General features: G+C 50.3%; 26 protein-coding genes. 1 reads left to right on the top strand and 25 read right to left on the bottom strand.

What is annotated here, in order from left to right; translation table 11 throughout:
- Positions 1 to 78: 78 nt before the first annotated feature.
- The 25 genes from fcl to rfaH all read right to left on the bottom strand — a co-directional run bounded on the left by fcl (position 79) and on the right by rfaH (position 24,523).
- On the bottom strand, positions 79 to 1,053 hold the full coding sequence (gene fcl, locus ACA073_RS08350; RefSeq protein WP_497404013.1) for a GDP-L-fucose synthase: 975 nt from the start codon (positions 1,051 to 1,053) through the stop codon (positions 79 to 81).
- 2 nt (positions 1,054 to 1,055) lie between these two features.
- Positions 1,056 to 2,180 (bottom strand): GDP-mannose 4,6-dehydratase, encoded by a 1,125-nt coding sequence (gene gmd, locus ACA073_RS08345; RefSeq protein ID WP_497402865.1) that lies wholly within the window; start codon positions 2,178 to 2,180, stop codon positions 1,056 to 1,058.
- Positions 2,177 to 3,319 (bottom strand): glycosyltransferase family protein, encoded by a 1,143-nt coding sequence (locus ACA073_RS08340; RefSeq protein ID WP_497402864.1) that lies wholly within the window; start codon positions 3,317 to 3,319, stop codon positions 2,177 to 2,179. Before ACA073_RS08340 ends, gmd begins: the two co-directional genes overlap by 4 nt.
- Before the next feature lie 127 nt (positions 3,320 to 3,446).
- Positions 3,447 to 4,502, bottom strand: coding sequence for a hypothetical protein (locus ACA073_RS08335; RefSeq protein ID WP_497402863.1), 1,056 nt, complete (start codon positions 4,500 to 4,502; stop codon positions 3,447 to 3,449).
- Positions 4,503 to 4,627: 125 nt separating this feature from the next.
- Positions 4,628 to 5,755 carry an N-acetyl sugar amidotransferase gene (locus ACA073_RS08330; RefSeq protein ID WP_497402862.1) on the bottom strand — a complete coding sequence of 376 codons (1,128 nt, stop codon included), beginning with the start codon at positions 5,753 to 5,755 and terminating at the stop codon, positions 4,628 to 4,630.
- Positions 5,748 to 6,518: an AglZ/HisF2 family acetamidino modification protein gene (locus tag ACA073_RS08325; RefSeq protein WP_497402861.1), complete on the bottom strand. Its 771-nt coding sequence runs from the start codon at positions 6,516 to 6,518 to the stop codon at positions 5,748 to 5,750. The genes ACA073_RS08330 and ACA073_RS08325 overlap by 8 nt, the downstream gene beginning before the upstream one ends.
- 1 nt (position 6,519) lies before the next feature.
- On the bottom strand, positions 6,520 to 7,146 hold the full coding sequence (gene hisH, locus ACA073_RS08320; RefSeq protein ID WP_497402860.1) for an imidazole glycerol phosphate synthase subunit HisH: 627 nt from the start codon (positions 7,144 to 7,146) through the stop codon (positions 6,520 to 6,522).
- Positions 7,139 to 8,419: a hypothetical protein gene (locus tag ACA073_RS08315; RefSeq protein ID WP_497402859.1), complete on the bottom strand. Its 1,281-nt coding sequence runs from the start codon at positions 8,417 to 8,419 to the stop codon at positions 7,139 to 7,141. The genes hisH (ACA073_RS08320) and ACA073_RS08315 overlap by 8 nt, the downstream gene beginning before the upstream one ends.
- A complete protein-coding gene (locus tag ACA073_RS08310; RefSeq protein ID WP_497402858.1) occupies positions 8,416 to 9,126 on the bottom strand; it encodes an acylneuraminate cytidylyltransferase family protein in 711 nt (236 codons plus the stop codon). Before ACA073_RS08310 ends, ACA073_RS08315 begins: the two co-directional genes overlap by 4 nt.
- A complete protein-coding gene (locus ACA073_RS08305) occupies positions 9,119 to 10,174 on the bottom strand; it encodes a nucleotidyltransferase family protein (RefSeq protein ID WP_497402857.1) in 1,056 nt (351 codons plus the stop codon). The genes ACA073_RS08310 and ACA073_RS08305 overlap by 8 nt, the downstream gene beginning before the upstream one ends.
- Before the next feature lie 10 nt (positions 10,175 to 10,184).
- Positions 10,185 to 10,847, bottom strand: a complete 663-nt coding sequence (locus tag ACA073_RS08300) for an acetyltransferase (RefSeq protein WP_497402856.1) — start codon at positions 10,845 to 10,847, stop codon at positions 10,185 to 10,187.
- Positions 10,844 to 11,932, bottom strand: coding sequence for an N-acetylneuraminate synthase (neuB, locus tag ACA073_RS08295; protein ID WP_497402855.1), 1,089 nt, complete (start codon positions 11,930 to 11,932; stop codon positions 10,844 to 10,846). The genes ACA073_RS08300 and neuB overlap by 4 nt, the downstream gene beginning before the upstream one ends.
- 3 nt (positions 11,933 to 11,935) lie before the next feature.
- Positions 11,936 to 13,090: a UDP-N-acetylglucosamine 2-epimerase gene (gene neuC, locus ACA073_RS08290; RefSeq protein WP_497402854.1), complete on the bottom strand. Its 1,155-nt coding sequence runs from the start codon at positions 13,088 to 13,090 to the stop codon at positions 11,936 to 11,938.
- A complete protein-coding gene (locus ACA073_RS08285; protein ID WP_497402853.1) occupies positions 13,087 to 14,238 on the bottom strand; it encodes a LegC family aminotransferase in 1,152 nt (383 codons plus the stop codon). Before ACA073_RS08285 ends, neuC begins: the two co-directional genes overlap by 4 nt.
- A gap of 9 nt (positions 14,239 to 14,247) precedes the next feature.
- Positions 14,248 to 15,225: an NAD-dependent 4,6-dehydratase LegB gene (locus tag ACA073_RS08280; RefSeq protein ID WP_497402852.1), complete on the bottom strand. Its 978-nt coding sequence runs from the start codon at positions 15,223 to 15,225 to the stop codon at positions 14,248 to 14,250.
- 26 nt (positions 15,226 to 15,251) lie between these two features.
- Positions 15,252 to 16,469 carry an N-acetyl sugar amidotransferase gene (locus ACA073_RS08275; protein ID WP_497402851.1) on the bottom strand — a complete coding sequence of 406 codons (1,218 nt, stop codon included), beginning with the start codon at positions 16,467 to 16,469 and terminating at the stop codon, positions 15,252 to 15,254.
- A 7-nt stretch (positions 16,470 to 16,476) separates the two neighbouring features.
- Complete coding sequence (hisH, locus tag ACA073_RS08270; RefSeq protein ID WP_497402850.1) at positions 16,477 to 17,085, bottom strand: imidazole glycerol phosphate synthase subunit HisH; 609 nt, start codon at positions 17,083 to 17,085, stop codon at positions 16,477 to 16,479.
- A complete protein-coding gene (hisF, locus tag ACA073_RS08265; protein WP_497402849.1) occupies positions 17,082 to 17,831 on the bottom strand; it encodes an imidazole glycerol phosphate synthase subunit HisF in 750 nt (249 codons plus the stop codon). The genes hisH (ACA073_RS08270) and hisF overlap by 4 nt, the downstream gene beginning before the upstream one ends.
- A 48-nt stretch (positions 17,832 to 17,879) precedes the next feature.
- The gene (locus ACA073_RS08260) at positions 17,880 to 18,401 is read right to left on the bottom strand and encodes an acyltransferase (RefSeq protein WP_497402848.1); all 522 of its coding nucleotides are present in this window, start codon (positions 18,399 to 18,401) and stop codon (positions 17,880 to 17,882) included.
- Entirely contained in the window at positions 18,398 to 19,690 is a 1,293-nt protein-coding gene (locus ACA073_RS08255; RefSeq protein WP_497402847.1) for a lipopolysaccharide biosynthesis protein, read from the bottom strand. Before ACA073_RS08255 ends, ACA073_RS08260 begins: the two co-directional genes overlap by 4 nt.
- Positions 19,687 to 20,817 carry a DegT/DnrJ/EryC1/StrS family aminotransferase gene (locus tag ACA073_RS08250; protein WP_497402846.1) on the bottom strand — a complete coding sequence of 377 codons (1,131 nt, stop codon included), beginning with the start codon at positions 20,815 to 20,817 and terminating at the stop codon, positions 19,687 to 19,689. The genes ACA073_RS08255 and ACA073_RS08250 overlap by 4 nt, the downstream gene beginning before the upstream one ends.
- A complete protein-coding gene (locus ACA073_RS08245; protein ID WP_497402845.1) occupies positions 20,814 to 21,395 on the bottom strand; it encodes an acyltransferase in 582 nt (193 codons plus the stop codon). The genes ACA073_RS08250 and ACA073_RS08245 overlap by 4 nt, the downstream gene beginning before the upstream one ends.
- Positions 21,396 to 21,402: 7 nt before the next feature.
- Complete coding sequence (gene wbpB, locus ACA073_RS08240) at positions 21,403 to 22,353, bottom strand: UDP-N-acetyl-2-amino-2-deoxy-D-glucuronate oxidase (protein WP_497402844.1); 951 nt, start codon at positions 22,351 to 22,353, stop codon at positions 21,403 to 21,405.
- 19 nt (positions 22,354 to 22,372) lie between these two features.
- Positions 22,373 to 23,686 carry a UDP-N-acetyl-D-glucosamine 6-dehydrogenase gene (wbpA, locus tag ACA073_RS08235; protein ID WP_497402843.1) on the bottom strand — a complete coding sequence of 438 codons (1,314 nt, stop codon included), beginning with the start codon at positions 23,684 to 23,686 and terminating at the stop codon, positions 22,373 to 22,375.
- A 297-nt stretch (positions 23,687 to 23,983) separates the two neighbouring features.
- Positions 23,984 to 24,523 carry a transcription/translation regulatory transformer protein RfaH gene (rfaH, locus tag ACA073_RS08230; RefSeq protein ID WP_497402842.1) on the bottom strand — a complete coding sequence of 180 codons (540 nt, stop codon included), beginning with the start codon at positions 24,521 to 24,523 and terminating at the stop codon, positions 23,984 to 23,986.
- 176 nt (positions 24,524 to 24,699) lie between these two features.
- Between rfaH and ACA073_RS08225 the strand changes: the two genes are divergently transcribed.
- Positions 24,700 to 25,044 carry a hypothetical protein gene (locus ACA073_RS08225; RefSeq protein ID WP_497402841.1) on the top strand — a complete coding sequence of 115 codons (345 nt, stop codon included), beginning with the start codon at positions 24,700 to 24,702 and terminating at the stop codon, positions 25,042 to 25,044.
- Positions 25,045 to 25,051 lie beyond the last annotated feature (7 nt).

Genomic DNA, 25,051 nt, shown 5'->3' with positions numbered 1-25,051 from the left:
AAGGATGACCTGAAGCAGCCTGCGATCAGAAGTGTCGACCCCAGGACCACTCAAAATTCCGACGCAGGTAAAGGCTCCTCAACCTCTAGCCTCTACCTCATGCGCGACAAACCAGCGATAAGCATCCTCCAACCCACTTTCCAGACCGATGGTGGCGTCCCAACCCAATGAGCGCAGCCGTGACACGTCCAGCAGTTTACGAGGCGCGCCATCCGGTTTGGTAGCATCAAAACCCAGATGCCCTTTGAAGCCGGTTACCTTCGCGATAGTCTGCGCCAATTCGCGAATGGTGCAGTCAACGCCGGTTCCAACATTGATATGGGAGAGCATAGGTTGAGTGTTGGCTTGGTAGATATCCGAATCCAGTTCCATGACATGCACGCTGGCAGCCGCCATATCATCCACATGCAAAAATTCACGCATCGGACTGCCACTTCCCCAAATTATCACTTCAGGCAGTTCATCCCTGACCGCTTCATGAAACCGTCTTAGCAGCGCCGGTATCACATGGCTGTTCTGAGGATGGTAGTTATCATGAGGACCGTACAGATTGGTCGGCATGACACTGCGATAATCCCGACCATGCTGGCGATTGTAGCTCTCGCACAGCTTGATTCCTGCGATTTTGGCAATTGCATAAGGTTCGTTTGTAGGTTCAAGCACGCCCGTTAACAATGCCTCTTCCTTCATTGGCTGCTCGGCATGCTTGGGATAAATGCAAGAAGAACCCAGGAACAGGATCCGCTGAACATCCGACTGATGCGCCGCCTGAATTACATTCGCTTCAATCATCAAGTTGTCATAGATGAAATCAGCGGGAAAAGTATTATTTGCGTGAATGCCCCCAACTTTCGCAGCGCTGAGGTAAACCTGATCTATCTGGTGTTCAGCAAAGTAAGCACGTACTGCTCGCTGATCGAGGAGATCAAGTTCATCCCGACCGGCAAACAGTATATGACGGTACCCGATGGCCTTTAAACGCCGAACGATTGCGGAACCCACCATGCCGCGATGACCTGCAACAAAGACGCTTTGGTTTAAATCGCGCGACATCATCAGTTCTCCACGGCAACCGGTACTTCAAAACCATGCTGCTTGAGCAACGAATGGCGCTGAGCCTGCTTCAGATCCTCGCGAACCATTTCGGCACACATTTCCTGAACGGTGATTTCCGGCACCCACCCGAGTTTTTCCTTGGCCTTGGTAGGGTCTCCGAGCAAGGTTTCCACTTCGGTTGGGCGGAAATAACGTGGATCGACACGAACGACAACATCACCGACTTTCAGCGCTGGCGCCAAATCACCATCAATCCTGTCAACCACACCCTGCTCGTCTACTCCTTCACCCTCAAAGCGCAGCGTGACACCCAGCTCTGCGGCCGACCAGCGCACAAAATCACGAACGGAATACTGGACGCCGGTTGCGATGACGAAGTCCTCCGGTTGCTCTTGCTGGAGCATCATCCATTGCATCCGGACATAATCTTTGGCATGTCCCCAGTCACGCAAGGCGTCCATGTTGCCGAGATACAGATTCTGCTCTAGCCCCTGCGAAATGTTGGCCAATGCCCGAGTAATCTTACGTGTTACAAAGGTTTCCCCACGACGCGGAGACTCATGGTTGAACAAAATTCCGTTACAGGCATACATTCCATAGGCTTCGCGGTAATTAACCGTAATCCAATAGGCATAAAGCTTGGCGACCGCGTAAGGAGAGCGCGGGTAAAAAGGGGTCGTTTCTTTTTGCGGGGATTCTTGAACCAGGCCATACAACTCTGAGGTCGAGGCTTGGTAAAACCGGGTCTTTTTTTCCAGCCCGAGCAGGCGAATGGCCTCAAGAATGCGCAATGTACCCATTGCATCCACATCAGCAGTATATTCAGGCGACTCGAAGCTCACGGCCACATGGGACTGAGCGCCCAAGTTATATACTTCATCCGGTTGCACTTCTTGAATGATACGCGTGAGGTTGGATGAATCGCTCAAATCACCATAGTGGAGAACAAAATTTCGATTATCCAAATGTGGATCTTGGTAAATATGATCGACACGCTGAGTATTGAAAGAAGAAGCGCGACGCTTGATGCCATGAACCTCGTAACCTTTAGCCAATAGAAACTCGGCCAAGTAAGAACCATCCTGACCCGTAACACCCGTGATCAGCGCTTTCTTTCCGCTCATTTAACCACCTTCGAATAAATAGCATTTAGCACAGCAGAGTACTTGTCATAATTGTCACGAACATATTTATTCTCTGACGACTTTCCGCTACTGGATAATTTATTGACAATCTTCATCAACCCTTCAAAATCTCCAGGATTGTAGCAAAAAACCTTCTCTTTGAATTCCACCAACACCTCATCCCCTTCCAAGTCCCTATCCGCCCCGGGAACGATGACTTTTGAACCAGAATAAAGAGCCTCATAGACGGTCCGGCCGGTGCAGAAGTACGGCTCGCCTCGGACCAGGAAGTCAATTTCCCCAAAGAATCCAGTTGACTGTAAATCAGCAATCTGTCCCAGATAGACGATAGATCCTTGGGATTTCTCGGCAATGGCCTTCAGTTCTACAATACACCCACTCGACCCGCCGCCGACGACTAATAGTACTGCGTTTGGAGGAGCAAGCGCTTGAAATGAGCTACAGATTTCTAGAACTCCCTTTCCATTTTCTATACGGCCTGCAATGGCGAATATTACTTTTCCATCCTTCTTGAGCGCTTCGAACTCATCCGGCAGCGCTCCACTTGCAGCAGCGCCCTTGAATGGATTTTGAACAATATCAAAAGCATGATTCTCGCCCATGGCAATCGAAAATCGTTGCTGAACGGCCTTGTCAATAAATACGAAGTGATCACATGTCGATATGAGAAACCTTTGGTAAAAAGGAAGCTTGGAATTCAGCATTTCTCGCACATGCGACACTAGGGCAACGTTCTTGAAAATGCGATAAATCCGCAGCAGTAAGAAGAAGTCCGACAAAACCAGACTATTTAGATGAATGACGTCCGGGGACATCCGGAACAACGTGTATAAAATCCAGGGAGCGCTTACCCAAAAAGCCACACGCGAACATAACGAAAGAATGAACACTCGAAAGAAAGACAACTTCACGTCATAATTGTAAGTGATGGGACAAAAAAACTTCACCACCTCCACTTCTTTTCTGACACTGGTAACGTCCCTGTGGACAGGGGAAAAAAGTGAAAGTTTGTGATTCCCCATAAGCTCAATATGTTGACGCAAACTTGAGCCAGCTCCATAAATCGAATCCGGACTAACATGGCTGACCATCATTATTTTTAAAGCATTCATCCCCATAAAGACCTAGTTTCCCTTACCAGAACTGCGTCGAAGTACTCAAAACCAACCATCTAAAAAGTTCCTTCCTCGGCTAATCGCCAAAAATCCTTTATGAACGGGGCAATATTTGACCCATTGAAAGCAACTACGGTGACTTCTCCACCATTGCCAGTCTTGATCCTTGCGTTCGCCTTGCCAATACAAGACAACTCAAAAAGAATACCGGGTAGAAATACCTAGGCGAATATATAGGCGTCAGGACAAAAATTGCGCAATAAATTACCGACACGTAAACCAAATCATCACGCAACCGAAATTGCCGCCGAAGAAATATGGCGATAAAAACAATAAATCCAACCAGACAATGAAGAGTCACAACCAGATTATTGTACACATCGCTCAGATCAAATACATTTCCTATCCGAAAAATAAGACCGTACATGGCATGTAGCGCTTTAGGTATGAATACTAAAATATAAAAACCTTTACGCTGAGCTTCGTTTAGAAGGGTATACGCCCCGCTCCCTTCATCGACTGCCGCCCCTCTATCGGCGTTACTGTTGACGCTACTGAAATGCTCCCCCACAAAATAATAAGCGACTGATATCGCTAACAGTAGAAGAATCACAAATAAAAGTCGGTGACGCCGCAGGGGATTGAGTGATGAAAAGGTGAAAAACACTACCAATACAAATAGCGATAATTGCCAACGCACAAGAAAAGACGTGAAAACTGCAAGAATCAAATAGATAGCTGCGCCCCTGAACAACCAGGCAACAAGCAGCGACATGCTCAGCAGAGAGACTATTTCTTTATTTATGGATAGCAAGCTTGAAAGAGTAATCGGACTAAGAAAAAACAAAAAAACAAAAAAAACCCAATTGATCTGATCGTTACCCCTAATCAACCACAAGGAGATAAACATCAGAGTGATATTAAAAAACAAAACCAACGCCCGATCGCCACCCAAAGCATCAAGAATCAGCAGCGGCCCAATGTAATTGCTATCCCATGAGATCATTTCAGAAAAAGACTGAAACGTCGCCTCCTTATACAACTTCTCATAGGTCAAAGAGTCTGCAAAAAACTTGAAGTTGATATCACCACTCAACATGTACTGACCGAAAAAAACATAGAACAGTGCCGCAAACGCAGTTAGAACAAATAAAAGCAGCGTTGACTTTTGGACGTAAAGTTTCACACCTCTTCCTCACTGCGCTATGGAACTAGAACACTCACCAATTATCTTGCAAACCATTTGATGACGCTCGCAAGGCAGATGCAACGGGGGCTATGGAATTGCCCCCCTTGTAACTGAAACTATGTTTAAGATGCCTTTCTGAAATAACCGTTGTAGATTTTCCTCATTCCGTCCCACAAAGCCCTATCGCTCGGGTATTCATCGTGCCGTTTTTCCGGACGCTGGATGTAGGCTTCTAAAACGGACTCACTCCAGCCCATTTTCTTAAGAAAATATCTTTTGTCGGTCTCCAAGCCTTCAGCCGATGGATAAGGCGATTCTTGAAGCCTCGCCAATGCATCATCGCGCCCCATCTGACCGCTCATTACCAGAGTAGCCAAATGTAGTTTCCGCTTGTCTACACCGAATTTTTCAGGCAACAGATATCCCTGATAGAAGCGGGTAAATATGGACTCATAATGTTTATACGGATAGCGCTTGTAGCCATACTCGGCTTCAAGTTCATCCAGTGCTTTATCCTTTTGGTAATCATAGAAGTCAAGATAGGAAACCCACTGAATACCACGAACCAAGCGATTGAAAATATAATCGCCCGTACCGACTGACGGAAATGTTTTTAGTTTGACTCCGCCTAATTTCCCGAGCGCCTGGATATTTTTCTTATCCCACTTGCGCCAATTCCACCCCTCAGGCATCGGCATGCCTTCAGTTGCAGAATTGCTGCCAGAAAGGATGTATTTTATTCCATATTTTTTAGCTTGGGCGTAATTAACAGCCAGCATGGCGTTGTCATATAGAAGCTCGACATCAATGACGTCCGCATCGAAAAAAGCCTGCATCAAACGTTTGTATTCAGGCCATTCAATAACATGCGTATAAAGATCAACATTGAGACCAGAAACAAGATTTTTGATGTTGCTGGCTGCAAGTTCAGAGTTCCAGTTATTGTCCATATGGACAGCCAACGGCCTCAACCCTTCTTTCACAGCCAGATCGAGCGCGTACGAGCTATCCACCCCGCCCGACAACCCCATTACGCAGTCATATCTTTTGCCTTTACCGGCACGCTTGACTTTTTCTATGAATGCTTCGCGCTGAACAGCGCGCTCTTCCTCAGGAATAAATACAACTTTACTGACCTGATTCTCGAAATAGGTACAGAAATTACACACACCGTCTGTGTCAAATGATATATCCGGCGCGGAGGTATCCATCACGCACCTTGTACAAACTTGATACTGTTTATTACGCATTTGAACTCCTAAAGAGCGACTCAAGCGCTGAGTAACCGGGGTAACTGATCAGCACCGCCCGGTGAGGCCCTTGTAAAACGAAAAGACTTCCTGCGGCCACTGCAGAGGCACCGGCCTGAACGGCTTGAAGCAAATGCTGCAAATTACCCGCTCCGCCCAGTACAACCAACGGAACGTCTAGAATCGAGGCGGCGGATTTTATCACATCCAAATCATAGCCATTCTGCATGCCATCGCGATCGACGGCATTCAAGAGGACCTCACCAGCACCCGCTGACGCCAGCTCCTTCATGACTGCCAGCCAATCGGCAGAGAGTTTGCGCTTGCTTGACGAAGACCAAAGCTTGACCCTGCCAAGCCAGTCGCGCTTCACATCGATGGAAACCACGATGCTCTGACTTCCGAATCGCGAAGCTAACTCCGTTACTATTCCAGGATTATCGAGCGCCGCGGATTGCAGGATCACCTTTTCCACACCAAGCGAAAACAAGTTCCGGGCCTGTTCGACAGTGCTAATTCCGCCGCCATAGCCGAGGGGCATGAAACATTCGGCCGCAAACTCCTCGATCAACGCATAGTTTGGGGAGCGTTTCAGGCGGGTTGCATCAATATCAAGAACAACGAGTTCGTCGACTTCCATTTCATTGAAGATACGAATGGCATTGATCGGATCCCCCACGTATTTGGAGTTCCCAAAGCGCTGCGTTTTTACCAAGCCGTTGTCTCGTAGTAGCAAAGCAGGTATTACTCGATGGCTTAACAAGTCACACCTCTAAAAATCGCTTGAACAATTCCATACCAAACCGGTGGCTTTTTTCGGGGTGGAACTGAACGCCCCAGATGTTCCCACGATGAAAACCCGCGACAAAATCCTGACCATAGTTGCATTTAAACATTTCATCACTTTTATTCATGCATTCCACATAGTAGGAATGCACGAAATAAAACCGTCGTTCCATCGACTGGCTGGTACAAAGGGCATCCTCGCCAACGACATGTACCGCATTCCACCCCATGTGGGGGACCTTCAATCTCGCCGCTTCGCCCTCAAAGTCAAAACGCAAAACCTTGGCATCGATCCAGCCCAGTCCGGCCTCCTGCCCCTCCTCGCTTGTCTTGCACATCAGCTGCATACCCAGGCAAATACCCAGAGTAGGAATCTGACGTTCAAGCACCGCACGGTTCAACTCCTCGACCCAGTCACCTTTTTTCAGGCAATCCATAGCGTGGTCGAAAGCGCCTACCCCCGGGAGTAGCAATTTGTCTGCTCGAGACAGATCGCCAGCACTTGAGATGACCTCCGCCTCTCCACCTATGTGCTTGATCATGTTGACGACCGACGCGATATTTCCTGCGCCGTAATCAATCACAGAAATCTTGCGCTTACTCATTCGTCACCATCGCCTTGTCCAGCAGAGACTGGATACCGCTTCGTGGAATATCGCACCTTGAAGTCGTCCGGGTGCAAGAGAGTTTCTCGTCGATCCACAACTCAATGGCATCGACATCCTGAGCCACTACTGTTGCGATCCCGGAATGTCGCTCATACTCGAACATGCTTTCGAGAATCCCGCCTTTATTCAAGTAGGGATTTAGCAGCGCCGAGGGCAATCCAAACCAGGACGCCTCGATTACTACTGAGCTCATGTCGGTGATGTGTAAATCTACTTGAGAAAGCAGAAGTGGTAACGGAATCGAACTCGCTTTACGCCACTCAACGCCGGCCAGATTTCCAAACTGGCCGAACAGATACTCTTCACAAAACTTCCCTTCAACCCCATTTAACTGCACAGGATGAAGACGCAGCAGCCAGTTATATCGCCCATGCGTCCTCTTGATCACAGACTCTAATGCCTTGCACATGACCTTGTTGAAGTCGCATTCCGGGTAATAATGAAGATGCAGTCCCCATTGCAAAGCTACCAGAACAACTGGCTTATCATCAGAGAAAATGCTGCCATCCCTGATCGCCTCCTGAACCAATTGGTCTTTATCGTCCGGGTACTGGAATCGCTGAAACCAAGGGTGTCCAACTACACTCACTGTGGCTCCCCGGCTGGGGGCCCAGTCCAGTAAAACCTGGCTGCTTTGGTGATCCCAACACAAAAAACCACTTGGCAGGTCTGTGGCGGAGACTTCTTTGGGCAACATTTCGCCGTACCACGTAACGTCTCTGCTGATAACTCCGTGCTGAATATCGTATACGGGAATGTTCAACTCCCGGCAGGCTCTACAAAGTCCAAGATCTGGTTGTATTCCCATGACGAGCCTCGGCTTAACCAGCTTGAGTATCTTAAGCCAAATCGCCGTCTTTCTGCACAGCCCCCACTCGTTACTTTTTTCTTCGCCAATAAATATCGATAAAAAGCGTTTTAGTAAGGCAATGATCATGAACGAACGATTAAATGCAACAGGAGAGTTGAATGCTCTTTCCCCTGTTAATCGACTAAATGGCGTTGCGATCGATTGGACACTCAACTCTTTGTAAAAACAGTTTTCTACTACTGTGTCGATTATTGGCGAATAGGCTTTACCAGCATGCAGATACCCACAGTCGGCATCGTGCCGAACCACCAGCACATCGGACTTCTTGAGGTTTTTCCAGCCACTCCTGTGCAGCATCACAAAAAGTAAGACCTTGAGCCGTGAGATGATCCCTTTCATTTTTCCTTAGATTCCAAGATAAACTGACACTGCTTTAAGTCCATATAAGTATCAATATCCACTGATTTATCTATTGGCATTATATGTGCCCGGCTATTGGGCATAAAAAAACCGTGCATCTGCAAGAATTGTTCTGTTTTCGCCATGTAAATGGCGCCGTTCAGTCGATAATAGACGGGCAGATCCTGACTACGCTGATTGAGTAGCTCAGGACGCAAAAACTCATCCATTCGCCCCTCGGGACCCAACGTATTGCTCCACAACGGCGAATGTTCGCACGGACACACACTGACGACACTGTCGGCTTTGGTGTCATCCATGCACCGCACTGCTTCCCGGATATGCTGCGCCTCGCGCAAGGGCGAAGTGGGCTGCAAGAGCATCAGCCGTGCAGGCCTTATGCCCTCCTCGGCCAACTGCTCCAGTGTGTAAACCAGTACATCGAATGTGGTTGCCGTATCGTTGGCCAAATACTCCGGACGTCGCACGGTGCGAACGCCGAGTCGTTCCCCTTCCGCCAGAATGGCATCGTCATCACTGCTGACTATCAGCAGGTCAATCATCTCGCTTTCCAGAGCCGCCTCGAGCGTCCAGCGGATTAACGGTTTGCCGTTTAAATCCAGCAGATTTTTTCCTGGCAGGCGCTTGCTGCCTGCCCGAGCCGGCACAACCGCGAGGATATCCACATTGTGGTGCGGCTTAGCCATTGAACAGTCCCGTTATGTCGGATTGCGCACGCTGGAAGTCTTCCATTCGGCCTATATCGAGCCAGTACTCATGTATGGGGAACATATTTACATCTTTGCCGTTTTCAATTTGCTGTCCCAGCAATGTTGGCATGTCGATGTGTGTCCCAGGGCTCACGCTTTTCACCAGATCAGGTGACAGCAGGTAAATCCCGGCGTTGATAAAGAACCGATGAATCGGCTTCTCGACCATCGATCGGATTCGATGCCCCTCACTCTGAATCACACCATAGGGCACGCAGTGCTCGTACTCTCTCACGCACATGGTTGCCACCCCTGAGTGTTCTTGATGGAACTCCAGCAGGTTCTGAAAATTGAGGGTTGTCAGCAGATCACCGTTCATCATGAACAACGGCAAATCAATCTCGTCGTGCGGTAATAATCCTAACGCCCCTCCGGTCCCCAGCGGTTCCTCTTCATGAACATAGCGAATGCTGACCCCCCAACGACTGCCGTCCCCGAAATATTCGCGGATCATTTCCGGCATGTAATGGGTGGAGACAAAGAACCGATGAAAGCCAGCATTGATGAAGCTCTCGAGGATCAGTTCGAGAATTGGTTTGTCCCCCACCTTCAACAACGGTTTCGGACAGTTCTGAGTCAGCGGGCGCAGGCGCGAACCAAAGCCGCCCGCCATCAGAAAAACCGGATTGTCACATTGTTTTTTGTGCAAGAGACCGTGGAGGGTTTCCAGGCCGACGACACGCCGCTGGCCATCGATGACAGGCAACTGCAGCAACTGGTGTTTTTCCATTACCGACAGGATGCGCTCCTTGCTCCAGCCTCGCTCGACGGTCTGCGGCGAAGCACACATGACTTCACTCACTTTGATATCCAGCGGAAGGTGCTTGAGCAAACTGCGCCTTACATCACCATCAGTCAAAGTGCCCAGCAAGCGTCCGTCGGTATCTACAACCAGAACAATGCGCATGGCCACGCGATCAAGTGTCACCACCGCGTCTTCAAGAGACGTCTCCGGGCCTATGAGCAGTGATTTCCAGTGCTGCATAAAAATACTCCTAGTCGTCACGCGAAGCGGCTTTCTTGCGCGCCGCGGGACCTAACAAAATTTGTCGAGCCGCGAGGTCCCGAGCCAGCACGGCCCCCGCCCCAACGACCGCGTCCTCCCCAACCGTCAGCCCCTGGATGACGGTTGCACCACTAGCAATAAAGGCGCGATCCTGAACCACCACGCCGCCACAGAGTGTAGCGCCAGGTGCCACATGGACATCCGCGCCCAGACAGCAGTCATGGTCGATGCCAGCCCTGGTGTTGATGATCGAATTCAAGCCAATGACCACATCGGCCTGAATTACCACGCCGGCCATGATTTGTACGCCTTCATGCAGAATCGCCGTAGAGTCGACACACGCCATCGGATGTACAAGAATGGGAAACTGGAAACCCTTCGCTTTCAGGCTCGCAAAGATTTTGCGCCGCCCCATGCCACCCACTAGCTGCCCTACCCCATTGATCAGCCCTACAGCATCGGGTTCAAGAGCGTCGAGCGCCTCATCACCACCCAACACCCGGATACCCCGCCAATGACTGATGCCCTGACTGGAAAGCACAGGATCGCACACGCCGAGCAGCTCTAGCCCCTTCGCCTGGACCAGCGACAATAACACCTTCGCATGTCCACCCGCCCCTATCATCACCAGCGGCTTGCAGTCGCTGCTCAAGGCTCGATGCTCTCACCCGCCTCATAGGCTCGCCCGGCGCGACGGCCAACCAACCCCCACAAGGCTGCTGGCGACAAACCGTAGCCACTCCGTGCAGTGGTTAAATGCTTCCGTTCGAAGACTGCTCCCTCCACCACATCGCAAGCCGCTACGACGGTTTGGCGGGCTGCCTTGCGAGTGTCCCATTCGCTGACTTGAGGCGCTTTGGCCCCATCACCCAGCGCCCGCTGAAGGGCACGAATATCGGCCACCATCGACTTAAGCTCATCCGGTTCAAGCGAGGACAAATGATCGGGTCCTGGCATTGAGCGATCCAGAGTGAAATGCTTTTCGATAACCCGCGCTCCGCGTGCAACGGCGGCAATCGAAATCAGGCTGCCCTCTGTATGGTCGGAATATCCGACGTCAAGTCCAAAAGCTCCCGCCAAAGTATCCATCGCCCTGAGATTCACTTCATCCCATGGAGTCGGATATTGAGACGTGCAGTGAAGCAACACCACATGCCCCTGTAGCCTTTGTCGCGATTCGCGATTCCCCCAGCAACGCCAGACATCATCCATGTCCGTTGGTTCTTCGCTGAACTCCAGCGCGTGGGTGATGATGGCCAGCGCAGTTTCTACCTCCGCGAGCGTCGCCATACCTGTAGACAAAATCAGTTTTTTACCGGTTCGCGCGAACTGCCACAAGAGCGGGCCGTTAGTCAGCTCACCTGAAGGCACCTTGAATAAAGGGATTTCCAGGCTGCAAAGAAATTCCAGACTATCGGAGTCGAACGCCGTCGAAAGAAATTCGATCCCCTTTTTGCGAGCGTAGCTTTGCAATTCAGCGTGCCATGCCCGCGGTAGCTCCAACTTCTGAAGCATCGCCAGTTGGCTTTCGGCTTCATTCGTACTTTTTTTCTGGTAAGCCGCTTTGGGGGCAGACTTCGACGCAAGACGTTTAGCATTGAATGTCTGGAACTTCACGGCGTTGGCACCCGCGGCTGCCGCCGCGTCTACCAGAGCGAAAGCCAGCGCCCGGTCACCGTTATGATTCACGCCTGCTTCGGCAATAATGTAAACCGCATCTCTATCGGACTGCTTCATAGGTCAGCTCAGATCATGGAATGATTTGTAGAAGGTCCCGTCGTAACGTTCCAGGACATTCATGATTGCCTCGGCGGCATTACCCTGCCCGTAAGGATTGACCGTGGTCTTACAAGAGTCTGCAAATTCTTTTGATAACGCCTTACGAAGAGCTTGCTCGATCGAGGCGGTATTCGGCTCGCAGTTCAGAACGGAATCCGCGGCCAGGCGCCCTTTCTGGCGCACACCTATATCTACCGTCGGAATTCCAAATGCCGGAACCTCGATAATCCCGCTAGAGGAGTTACCGACTACGGCAGATGCCATGGAAACAGCACTCAGATAACGTCTGAAACCCAGTGACGGAATCGCCAGTACCCGTTCAGGCTGGCGTTGTGCGTAGGCTTCAAGCAGCGGAATAATGGACCTGCCACCGTTGTCGGCATTTGGATAAGTCAGGATGATTTGTTGTTCCGGAAACTTGTCCAGCGCATCAAGCAGAGCTGTAAAGCTACGTTGCGGGTTTTCGTCCAGCAGCGTCACCGGGTGGTAAGTCACCACCAAGTAGGGTGACTGCAACGCAAAACCGAGGCTTTCGCGAAGCTGATCAAAGTCCATTTTAGGGCCGCGCTTTAGATGATCTATACCGACAGCGCCAACATTGAAAACGCGGTCAGGTGACTCACCCATCTGGATCACACGGCGCCGGTAGGGTTCGGTTGCAACAAAATGCAGATACGCCATCTTGGTAATGGCATGACGGATCGCATCGTCGTATGCACCCTCTGTTATTTCCCCGCCATGCAGGTGAGCAACAGGAATACGCATGATCAACGCAGCCTGGACGACTGCCAATGCCTCAAATCGGTCGCCGAGCACTACCAGCATGTCCGGCTGAAGCCGAGCCAGGGAGTCGGCGAACCCGAGAGTACCGACCCCCATGGATTTTACTATCCCGACCGGGGTATCCGAGGACAGCAGCATCTCCACCTTGGCATCGATATCGAAACCATCTTCGACGACCTGTTTCCAGGTCTCGCCGAACTCCGATGACAAATGCATGCCACTCACGATGACCTGCAGCTGGATACGAGTGCTCGACTGAAGATCTTTCATCAGCCAGTAGAGCAGTCCGTACTCCGCCCTGGAGCCGGTGAACACCGCGATTTTTTGGTTCACGCCGGCAACTCCGGCACAACACTGCTAGGAAGATTCACAATACGCGCCGCCAGCCACTCAGCATTTGTCAGGTCGCCATGAGGACAGTGCGCATAAAGCGGCAGGTGGTTCATGAGCTTCCAGATTGGGCGAGTCATTACACCGCTGTCGTTGGTAGCTTTGAGCAACGCGTCACGTTGTTCACGGCTTTCGCAGATGACGGCGTTTAGCCAATAGTTGGATCGGCACCCTTCAGGCTCGGTGAAGAATTGCAGATCACTGCCCTCCAAGGCCTGCGCATAGCGGGCAGCAAGTGCCCGCTTGGAATCAATGAAGTTCTCCAATTGCTCAAGCTGGGCACAGCCAAGCGCTGCATTAAGGTTGGGCAATCGGTAGTTGTAGCCTAGCTGATCGTGGAAATATTCGTAGGGGTGAGGCTGCTTGGCAGTAGTCGTCAGGTGCTTGGCTAATACGCCCAACTCTTCATTAGCCAGGATCATGCCACCGCCACCGGTGGTAATAATCTTGTTGCCATTGAAACTCAAAGTGCCCAGGCGACCGAAACAACCGGTGTGCCGCCCTTTGTAGAGACTCCCCAACGATTCCGCCGCATCTTCGACCAAGACCAGTCCCCAGCGCGCGCATAACGAAACGAGGTCATCTAGCTCAACGGGATGGCCGAACGTGTGCATGGGAAGGCAGGCCCTGACAACCTGGCCCGTTGACTTGAGGCGACAGAGGCCATCAGCACCTAATTGCGCGTTCTCTTCCAACCATATTTCGAGTGCTTTCGGCGATAGGCCCAGGGTGTGTCGATCAACGTCGACAAACACCGGTTCAGCGCCGCAATACGCGATCGCGTTACAGGTGGCGACAAAGGTCAACGACTGAGTCACCACCAACTCACTGGGTTTAACACCGGCCAACAACAGCGCCGCGTGCAGCGCTGCTGTTCCGTTAACCGTCGCAATAGCCCGCGGGCTGCCGGTATAAACAGCCATATCGCGCTCGAAACGATCGACGAATGCCCCTACGCTGGAAACAAAGGTCGACTCGATGGTTTCCACCACGTAATCACGCTCGTGCCCCAGGAAAACGGGAGCGTGAAGCGGAATGAAATCATTCGTGCGGTACTGAGCCCGCACGAACTGGATTAGAGAGTCGAACATAGAGGTGCCTCAGACGTTGTAGATGTCGGCTTTGTATTTGGCCAGATTCTCCGGGAGCGTTAACCAGTCAATGGTTTCCTGCAATCCCTGGCGAATGCTGTATTGCGGTTCGAAACCCGTAAGCCCTTTGATCTTGGTGTTATCACACCACAGACGGAAGACTTCCGACTTTCCTGGTCGCAGACGTTGTTCGTCTGTGAGGAATTCAACGTCACTCCCCATCAACTCACGTATGAGATTCAAGGTATCGCCGATGGAGATTTCGTAGTTGGACCCGATGTTCACCGTTTCGCCAATAGCCTCACTGCATCGAGCTAGCTCAAGGAATCCGCGGCAGGTGTCAGCGACATAGTTGAAGTCGCGAGTAGGCGAGGTGTCACCCAACTGAATCTGCTTTTTACCACTGGCGATCTGAGTAATGATCGTAGGGATTACAGCCCGGGCGGACTGGCGTGGACCGTAGGTATTAAATGGGCGCGCTATCGTAAGGGGCAAGTCGAAGGCGTTGTAAAAACTCATCGCCATCGCGTCCGCACCTATTTTCGACGCACTATAAGGTGACTGTGCCTGCAACGGGTGTTTCTCATCGATCGGCACGTACTGAGCGGTGCCGTACACTTCACTAGTAGAGGTGTGGATCACCCGCTGCACACCATTTTCCAATGCCGCCTGACAAATATTCAAAGTGCCCTTGATATTGGTATCGACATAACTGTCGGGGGCGACATAAGAGTAAGGAATCGCGATCAAGGCTGCCAGATTGAATACAACATCGACGTCTTTAGTGATGTGTTTGCAATAGTGCGGATCACGCACATCGCCACTGAGCACTTCAATATTGGACAAACAGTCGACACTTTCCAACCATCCCCAGTAATTAAACGAATTATACTGGGAGAGTGCTTTAACTTCATACCCTTCACGTACAAGCAGTTCGGTCAGGTGCGACCCGATAAATCCATCAGCGCCTGTTATCAAAGCTTTCACAAACAACCTCCTCTTTTAATATGAAATCAAGCCTTCCAGATGGGTTTTCTCAAGGCCCAACCTGTCGCGGTGTCTTCCCAAAGATGTGGTGTTCTGAATTCTTCAATGACATCAGCGAAGCGCTGTTCAGTAATACCCATATATTCAAGACACTGCTTCTGATAGATTTCCGGAAACTCACCGTCGAAACGTTTGATCAGCGATATGCCCTCGTCGCGGGTGATATCTCCATTGCGAATTTCTTGAGCAGCGTCGTAAGTTGCACGACCAATACCAAACTTTGTATAAGTCGTGTAGTAGTGCAACCAATCGATCATGTCATCCAGAGAGCTATATTTGCTGAAGCTGCCCTCGGTCCTAAAATCATTCGGCATGAAGTCGGAGTTTTCCACCGAGAAATAGTAAGTTTCCTGAGGGTGCCATTTCATGTAGTAACCCAAGTAATGAACTTCGGTGCCAACACTCTGAATTTTATACGGGTCTACCGGCAGATATGCCTCTAGATCAGCTGCGGTAAACTTGTATTCTTCCATCAACTGTTTGGCGCTGACTCCACCAAGATAAAGTTCACTCAGTTGATTTTCGGCAGTGTAATATTTCGGATCGCGTTCAGGTTTATCATTGTCCAGGATCGCATTGCCATACTCGGCCTCATTCTCCCCAAATACCACCAGCGGTATTCCGAGCTGGGCGGACATTTTCGGCGCCAGATTTTTCTGTCCTAGAATAAATGGCTGAAAAGGATGGCAAAGTTTTTCGAAGGCCAGGCGCGTCAGGGTGCGATGGACCTTCTTGTTTTGGTGGTAGGTATAGTTGGCAAAACCCGCGTTGATCCAGGCATCGAAATTACGACGGCCAATTTCTGTGTAAATGGCAGGCGGCCAGGTCACCAAGATAGGGTTCATGTTGTATTTGAACTTAAGGACATGAGCAGCCATGACACTGTCCTTGCCGCCACTCCCCGGCACTACAACGTCGTAACGACCGTCATTTCGACGGTGGCGATCACAAAGTTCCCGTAATTCGCGCTCGCGCTCAATCCAGTCAATACTTTTCTTCTTCTCTGCGAAGTTGCAGGCATCGCAAACACCATGCTCGTCGAAGAAAATCGCCTTCTTGATCTCGCCAGGCTGATTCTTGAACTCAACAGTCGAAGACGGCCGCTGATTGTTCATTGCGCATTTTTTGCAGAATTGGATTTTTAACGGAAGACCGTAGCGTCCAAACGACTCTTGATTTTTCATCCCGGACTCACAGAGCTAAGAAGTTTTCAAAAACAAGAATACCGGCTTGGCGACTTTTTTCCGGATGGAACTGCAAGCCAAAAATATTCTCACGCTGCACACCAGAGACGAACTGATGCTCTGCATACGTCGTCAGTGCAATGACATCGGTATACTTTTGTACTTCGAACGAATGCATAAAATAGAATAGATCCTTATCGGTGACGCCCTTCAACAAAGGAGAGTCATCGATGACCGACAAAGTATTGAAACCCATATGAGGCACAACGCCTTTGCACTGCATCTGTCTGACTTCGCCAAGCATCAGTCCAAGCCCAGCGGTCTCACCGTATTCGAAACCCACCTTACTGAGCACTTGCATGCCCAGGCAAATACCAAGTAAAGGGCGACCCGCTTCCGAGTACTTGACAATCGCCTCTGACATACCAGAAGCCGTAAGCTCTCGCATTCCATCGACAAAGCTGCCGACTCCGGGAATCACCAACTTATCAACACCCACCAGATCCTGAGGATGCTTGATCACCTTTGTGCTAGCGCCTGCACACTCAAGTGCCCTGACGATACTGAACACGTTACCCGCAGCGCCGTAGTCAACCACTCCAATCTGCTGACTCATAACGCCACCTCCACACCGTGTTCAATCAAGAATCGTTTAACATCGCTAATCGTGGTTTTTTCATAATGGAGCACTGAAGCCAACGCAATTCCGCTCGGCCCACCCAGTTGCGCCACTTCGAGGATGTCTGCCAGCGTCCCGGCACCACTGGCCGCAACAACTGGAATATTCACTGAATCCACTACAGCTTTAATCAAATCGATATCGAATCCGCGCTGGCGTCCATCACAATCAACTGACTGCAGGAAAATTTCGCCCGCTCCACGGGATTCCACCTCTTTGGCCCACTCGACGACATTTCGGCCAGTAGGAATTCGGCCGCAGTCGGTATAGCAGGTCCAGCTGCCGTCGGGCAGAGATTTGGCCTCGATATTGACGACAACCGACTGCCCACCAAAAATTTTTGCGGCACCATCAATTATTGAAGGGTTCTCGTGAGCCCCAGTGTTAATGATGACCTTATCCGCGCCATGGTGGAAAAGTTTTGAGAAGTCCTCGGTGCTGCGTACTCCACCGCCTACCGCGAAGGGGACGAGAATCCGCTTTGCCGTTTCAGAAATGAAGTTATACAAAATCTCGCGCCTATATAGACTAGCTACTATATCTATATAGGAAATTTCATCCGCGCCTTGCTCATAGTACTTAGAGGCGAGATCACCAGGATTTCCTATTTTGCGCAATCCTTCAAAGTGAACCGGCTTCACAACCTGCGGCGGCTTGACATCCAGCTTTGCAATTATTCGCATAAATCACTCTCAAAAATTTACTAATGATTTAAAAATTTTTAAAGTTATTCAAAGCTTGCGTATTTCATGAGACTTTTTTCTTCTGATCAGCCTTGCCGGCACTCCGCCCCAGATTTCATCTGACGGAATATCTTTGGTGACAACAGAGTTCGCACCGACTACCGAATTTCTTCCTATCGTCACATCAGGATTGATAAATACATTCGCCCCCACCCAGCAAAAATCACCGATTACCACATCCCCCTGCTTCACTGGCACATGGGGTTGAGAAAAATCCGCATCAGCGACCTTCGAGTGTGTGTAAATTCTTACATTATGGGAGATCTGGCAACCTGTGCCAATTTTCACGACACAGCCGCTTGCTGCCTGGACGGAGGACAGATCACCGATGTAACTGTCCGCGCCAACCTCAATCCGGCCTTCACCGTAAAACTGGATTTGAAAGCCATTGAACCTGAAGGACTCATTCAATCGATACTTATCACGGTATGTGGCGTACGTGATCTTCCAACCCAAGGAGCGAATGAAAATCAGCCCTCTTGAAATAATTCGTAAAAGAGAAAGCCTCATTTCGCAAAACCTCGTCGAACAACCAATGTAAGGGACGGAAGCACCTCAAACCACGGCATTGTATGAATACGCCGGGAAAGCAACCACGCGAATAAAAACAATATCCCCTCGGACAAGGCATATGCCATCGCAGCCCCTTTCAGCCCAAAAAGCTTGACAAAAGCTATGGTTGCGATGATAGAAAATACGCCTGTGCAGACTGTTATTAAAGAGACGCTACTCGTGCGCGAAGAAAAGAAAAAGAATCCTGCAACCGAGAAGTACATCCCTTTGAAAGTCTGTCCCAAGAAAAACCAGACAATAATTTCCTGCGCTGCCGCAAACTCTTCACCCACGACATCAAGAAAAAATAGTTGGCAAAAAAAGTTCGCCACAATGGCCATTATTAGAAAAGCGAACCACACAATGTAAGTTACCCCGACCACCTCTAACCGCGCGTCGTCAGTATTCTGTTTTAACTTGGCATACAACCATGGCCCATAGACCTTGACGAAAGCGTCAGCAACCAGACCCATGACCATGCCAAACTGCAATGCAAGCGTGTAGATACCCACGGCCTGCACACCTAACATATTGCCAACAATGAAACGGTCTGCCACCACCATCACCAAACCACCAATGACATGTGGGATAAGGGGCACACCAAATTGGAGGGCATCTGCAACCTGTTTGTCTTCAGCCCGGGGGCGGCTAATCTCTTTATTTAAAAAGAGCAAAAATAAAGCCAAGCCTCCAAAAATCGCTGTAGCTACAACCTGCCCCAGGGCTCTCCCTTCCCATGTCATCAAAAAACCGAAGATGAAAAGCAGAGAGAACCCTGCATTCATCAGACCTTGCGACACTTGGAAAATCCCGTACTGCTTCGCGGCTCCACCGACTTGCCAGAACGTGAGTTTGATATTTATCAGGAATTGCAGTCCTGAAACCAAAACCGCTACGAGAAGCCACTCATAGGGTAAATTGCTTGGCCCCTCCAGCCACGAGCCAAACACCCCGACCAGTGAAAGCACTACAGCCGTGCTGACGAATAGAATACTGACACACGCGCCTACATAACGCGCTAATGCAGCCCTCTCCAACTCAAAATAACGCACGCCTATCGCACCGTGGACGCTCAAACCAGTCAGGGTTCCAAAGAGATTCACCATGACACCGAACATGGCAACGACACCATAATCCGAAGGGGTCAGAGCGCGCGTCAAAAATGGCAGCAGTAGAAAAGGTATGCCGGCGTTAACGATATTTGCGCCTAGGAAAATACCAGCATTGCCGAACAATCTTATATTCATTCACTCTCACTTACTGGCGCGTCCAATGCATTTTTCAATGCATTGTGAAAACCTGAAGCTACATGCGCGAGAATTGGAGAGGCATCTGCACTCATGGGAAGACTCATGACTTGAGTGGCGATAGCACTGGAAACCGGAGTGTCCAGCGCAGAACCAAAGCGGCGGTAAACAGGTTGCTCGTTCAGCGGGACCGGATAGTGAACTGCCGTCGGTATTCCTTGCTTGCGCAAAGCTTCCTGTAGATATTCACGATCATCCACCATCACCGTATATTGGGCGAACATGCTGGTGCGATCAGCTTTTTGCAGAACCCTTTTCACGCCCAGGTCATCCATCATCCGGTTATAGCTAGCGCCAATTTCTATGCGCTGCGAAACTTCCCAGTCAAAACGCTCAAGCTTCGCAAGAACGATGGCACACTGCAGCGTGTCCATACGTCCACCCAACCCGACACGGGTATGCCAATACCGTTTGCTCTGGCCATGCACGCGAATTTCTCGACACGCTTGGGCAATGGCATCATCCGATGTGAAAATTGCACCTCCGTCTCCATAACACCCCAAAGGTTTGCTTGGAAAGAAGCTGGTACAGCCAATAGACGATAAGTTACAGCTTTTGCGACCTTTGTAATCGGCTCCAAAACTCTGCGCCGCGTCTTCGATTACGGGAATATTCCCATGGCGGACGGCGATCGCATTGATCTCATCCATATCCGATGGCTGACCATATAGACTCACCGGCATGATTGCCCGGGTTTTGGAAGTTATCGCCGCTTCTAACTTGCCTGCATCGATGTTGCACGTGGATGGATCTATGTCGACAAATACTGGTTTCGCGCCCAAGAGCACAATGACTTCTGCAGTCGCCGCAAAAGTAAACGGGGTTGTGATGACCTCGTCATCCGGCCCCACTCCAAGAGCCATCAGGCTTATGAGTAATGCATCAGTACCACTTGAAACTGTAATGCAGTGCTTGGCGCCGGTATAAGCGGCAAGCCGCGATTCAAGCTCCGCAACTTCAGGCCCCATAATATACTGACCGTGCTCAAGTACATTATTTATACGATGCTGAATCTCCGACTTTAAAGTCTCATACTGAGTCTTTAAATCGATAAAAGGAATATTCATGCGCCAAGACACTCCAAATCATCACCCACTAACTTATATCGCTGCGCTGTGTGCGGACAGGTGTACTCACCTTCCCCCGCGAGTTGAAGCGGAATACGCTCACCCTGCTGACTCATCCAGCCAATCTGCTTCGCCGGGACACCAGCGACAAGGGAGTATGGCTTGACATCACGATTGACCACGGCGCCCGCGGCTATAAAGGCGTACTCACCGATTTTCACACCGCAAACGACTGTGCAGTTTGCCCCCAGTGTCGCTCCTTTCCTGACAAGGGTGTCACGATACTCGTCTTTGCGTGACACAGCGCTGCGCGGATTATAGACGTTGGTGAACACCATGCTTGGGCCACAGAAAACGTCATCTTCAAGAATAACGTTGTCATACACAGAGACGTTGTTCTGTATTTTCACGTTATTTCCGATAACTACGCGGTTACCCACAAATACATTTTGACCTAACGAACAGTCACTGCCGATGCGAGCATCGGCGCAAACATGTACAAAATGCCATACGCGCGATCCACTCCCGATCTGCGCGCCCTCGTCAACAATTGCGGAAGGATGCACCTGGTAGCTCATAGCGGTCTCATCGGCTCAGGGTTGCGAGAAAGGGATGGCCTTCATTGTCACGGGCGCTGCTGATTTCAGAAGAGCGAATGACTTCTACTGTTTCAACGCAGTGGCGGGCATCTTCCAGCCCGTACCCACGGCCGGCCAGTATTTCCTGGTAGCTGATGGTATGGAGGTCGGTGAAACCTTCCGAAAACTCCATCTCCTCACCGTTGACCGTAATCGAACGGTACGTTGGCTTTTTACCTTTCACTGCGTCAGGCAGATCGTTGGCATCAATTGAGAGGAACCAGCGCACGCGAGCCTTCTCGTACTCCAGATATCCGGCAGCTTTATATTCGCTGGTGAAATGCACTACATTGCGTTGAAGTTTGCCGAAGATAAAATGAAGCATGTCATAGAAGTGCACGCCTATGTTCGTGGCTACACCAAAAGATTTACGAGGATCGCCCTTCCAGCTTTCCATATACCACTTCCCCCGAGAAGTGATGTATGTCAGCTCAACATCATATTTGTGCTCGCTAGCTTCATGCGCAACTTTGTTTTTCAGCGCCAGGATAGCCTGATGGTGACGAAGTTGAAGAATATTATAGACCCGCTTCCCGGTTTCTTTTTCGATCAGCGCGAGATTTTCCAGGATCGCTACTGTGGGAACCAATGGTTTTTCACAAATAACATCGCACCCCAGCCGTAGTCCGGCAGCGATATGAGAGGCATGTAAATAATTTGGCGAACAGATCGATACGTATTGCAACGCACTGGCAGCTTCGCACTTCAGCTGCCAAGCGTGCTCGTAAAATCTTTCAAACTCGGTAAAAAACTCACTTTGCGGTGAAATGCTGTCGATGATACCGACGGAGTCATTAATGTCGTAGGCGGACACCAATTCGTTACCGGTATCCTTGATAGCGCGCATATGGCGTGGTGCTATATAACCGGCCGCACCGATCAGGGCAAAACGTTTCAAGAATATAACTCCGTCGGATTTAGGCTTTAATGATATGGGCTTCTGCAGCACGATACTTGCCGCGTGTATCGACCAACAACTTTGAATGCTGACGAATCAGTTCATAATCAAATTTGTCATGATCCGTGGCCAATACTATCGCGTCGAAAGAAGCCAAATTACTCGCAGACAGCTCTACGCTCTCGAGATCGAAATGGTGTTCACGCATTTTAGGAAAAACCGGAACGTGCGGATCACTATAGGCGACGACACCACCTTTAGCTTCGATCAGTTCCATGATCTCAACCGAAGGCGACTCCCGCATGTCATCAACGTTCTTCTTGTATGCGATACCAAGAACCAGAACCTTGCTGCCTTTTAGTGCCTTTCCACCATCGTTCAGACCGTCCATGAGTTTACCCATGACGTACTCCGGCATAGCCTTGTTGACCTCGCCGGACAACTCGATAAAGCGGGTATGCAAACCGTACTCTCGCGCCTTCCAGGTGAGATAGAACGGATCGATTGGTATGCAATGGCCACCGAGTCCGGGACCTGGGTAATACGCAGTAAAGCCGAAAGGTTTGGTGGCAGCAGCATCAACAACTTCGAAGATATCTATCCCCATTCGATCCGCGACGACCTTCATTTCGTTAACAAGGCCGATGTTCACCGCGCGATGGATATTCTCCAGAAGCTTGGTCATTTCCGCCGCCTTGGTGGAACTCACCGACACTATTCTGTCGATAGCATGCTCATACAGGGCCACGCCTACTTCAAGACAGGCCGGAGTATGACCACCGATCACTTTAGGAATCGTACGGGTTTCGAAATTGGGATTGCCTGGATCCTCTCGCTCGGGAGAGTAAACGAGAAAAATATCTTCACCTGCACACAATCCACCTTCCTGGATGCGAGGGAGAAGCTCTTCTTCAGTTGTCCCTGGATAGGTAGTGCTTTCCAGAGAGACAATCTGACCTGCGCGCAAAAAGGGCTTGATCGCGTCAGTGGTATTCACCACAAAACTCATGTCAGGTTCACGATATTTATTAAGCGGCGTAGGCACACACAGGATGAGGGCATCGCACTCGGTAACTCGCTTGAAATCAGTAGTGGCCTCAAAGCCACTTTCGCAAGCGAGTGCAATTTTTTCGCCAGGAATATGCTCAATGTAGCTTTTTCCCGAATTCAATGCGTCGACCTTGAAAGCATCAATATCGATACCCAGAACTTTGAATCCGATTGCGTTGTAACGCAGCATCAAAGGCAGACCCACGTAGCCGAGGCCCACAATACCGATGATGGCCTCTTTTTTCTTGAACTTAGCGACGCTCGCCTGCTTTAAGCCTGACATCAAACACAACTCCTTTAATTTTCATCTTAGTTAGCAATCAAACACACTTGAGTCAGCATAACCGCCCTACGTTCGCCAGAATTGACGAAGATCCAATCTCGCACGGCCTCCACTGGATCCAGTGCACGCTCCGAGACGGTAGATTCGCATACGAACGCATAGCGAGATCAACCGCGGAGCACCTCAACAACGCAACCTTTGTTCAGGCACGCTACCGCCCCAGGATTTAGCGTCTGCTTCCTCAAAACGAACATCACAACCATCGTGGCGACCGTGGCGAAGGTCGTCGCTATTTCTCTAGTGCCTGGCAACAGTTGCCAGAGGCACACTGACGCACTGCTGTCGGTTAAGCATACTGATCAACAAAATAACCCTCCTTTCGCCGTCCATCTCCTTAAAGATGGCGTCCATCTCGGCAAAGCCACCGCCAACGACCCGAACAGTTTCTCCAGCCATGAACAAAGGTATTTCGAGCCCATCTGCCCTTTGCTGCGATTGCCAAACCAGCTCATCGGCGACGGCAACCGGTTTCCCGCCAAAACCAACGATGTGACTGACTCCGCGCGTTGAACGCAAAGGAGCCCAGCTACACTCTGCACTGAGCTGAATGAACAAATATCCAGGAAAAAGCGAATCGATACTCTTATGCAGGCGCCCTCCGACAAGCGTCTGCTGAATAAAGGTAGGGCGGACGCAAACGTAACCCTGACGAGTCAGATGCTCCTCTGCACGCTTGTCCTGCCTGGGCTTACATTGCACCAGATACCAACTCCGGGCTTGATACAGTTGGACGCTGGCAGTAGAGGCAGAATGAGCACAATCCTTCTCTCCATTCATTCGGTGGCCCACCCTAAGACTCCCAAAACAAGCTCAGGCGAGGCAATCATGGCAGTGGATACCTTTCCTGCCCATCGGCAAACCAAGGTCGTGTTCTGCTGCATGCATCCTCCTGATGCGCCATGTGCGGGAACAGGATCAATTCGTCTGCACCCTGAACCTGCAAAGCTCATATTATGCCTGCTATCGCCGAGGATGGCTTTCAGATATTTGCCCCCCATCAAACCACTTTTCTCCTGCGGCCTGAAAAGGCTGAGTTGCATTTCCGACAGACCGTTCTTCAAGGCGGATACGAAGCCCAACCCCCGCCAGGACGAGCCGTTTACTGGCGAAGACAAGCACCTCCCATCACACCTTCTCAATGCAGTCCGCACCCGGTAAAAAGACACCATGGCAGTTTTCAACCACCCAGTGTCGTTGGTATAAAACAATTGAAAATACACAGCCTAAAAATCCAGGCAAAAAAAAATGCCCAGCTGTTGGCACAAAAAAATATGCGCATCCAGTGGGGCATTCATTGAATAGAAC

The sequence above is a fragment of the Pseudomonas sp. LBUM1670 genome (assembly GCF_059695695.1).
Note: the sequence above shows the minus strand (reverse complement) of the source record. Positions and strands in the feature narration are given on the sequence as shown.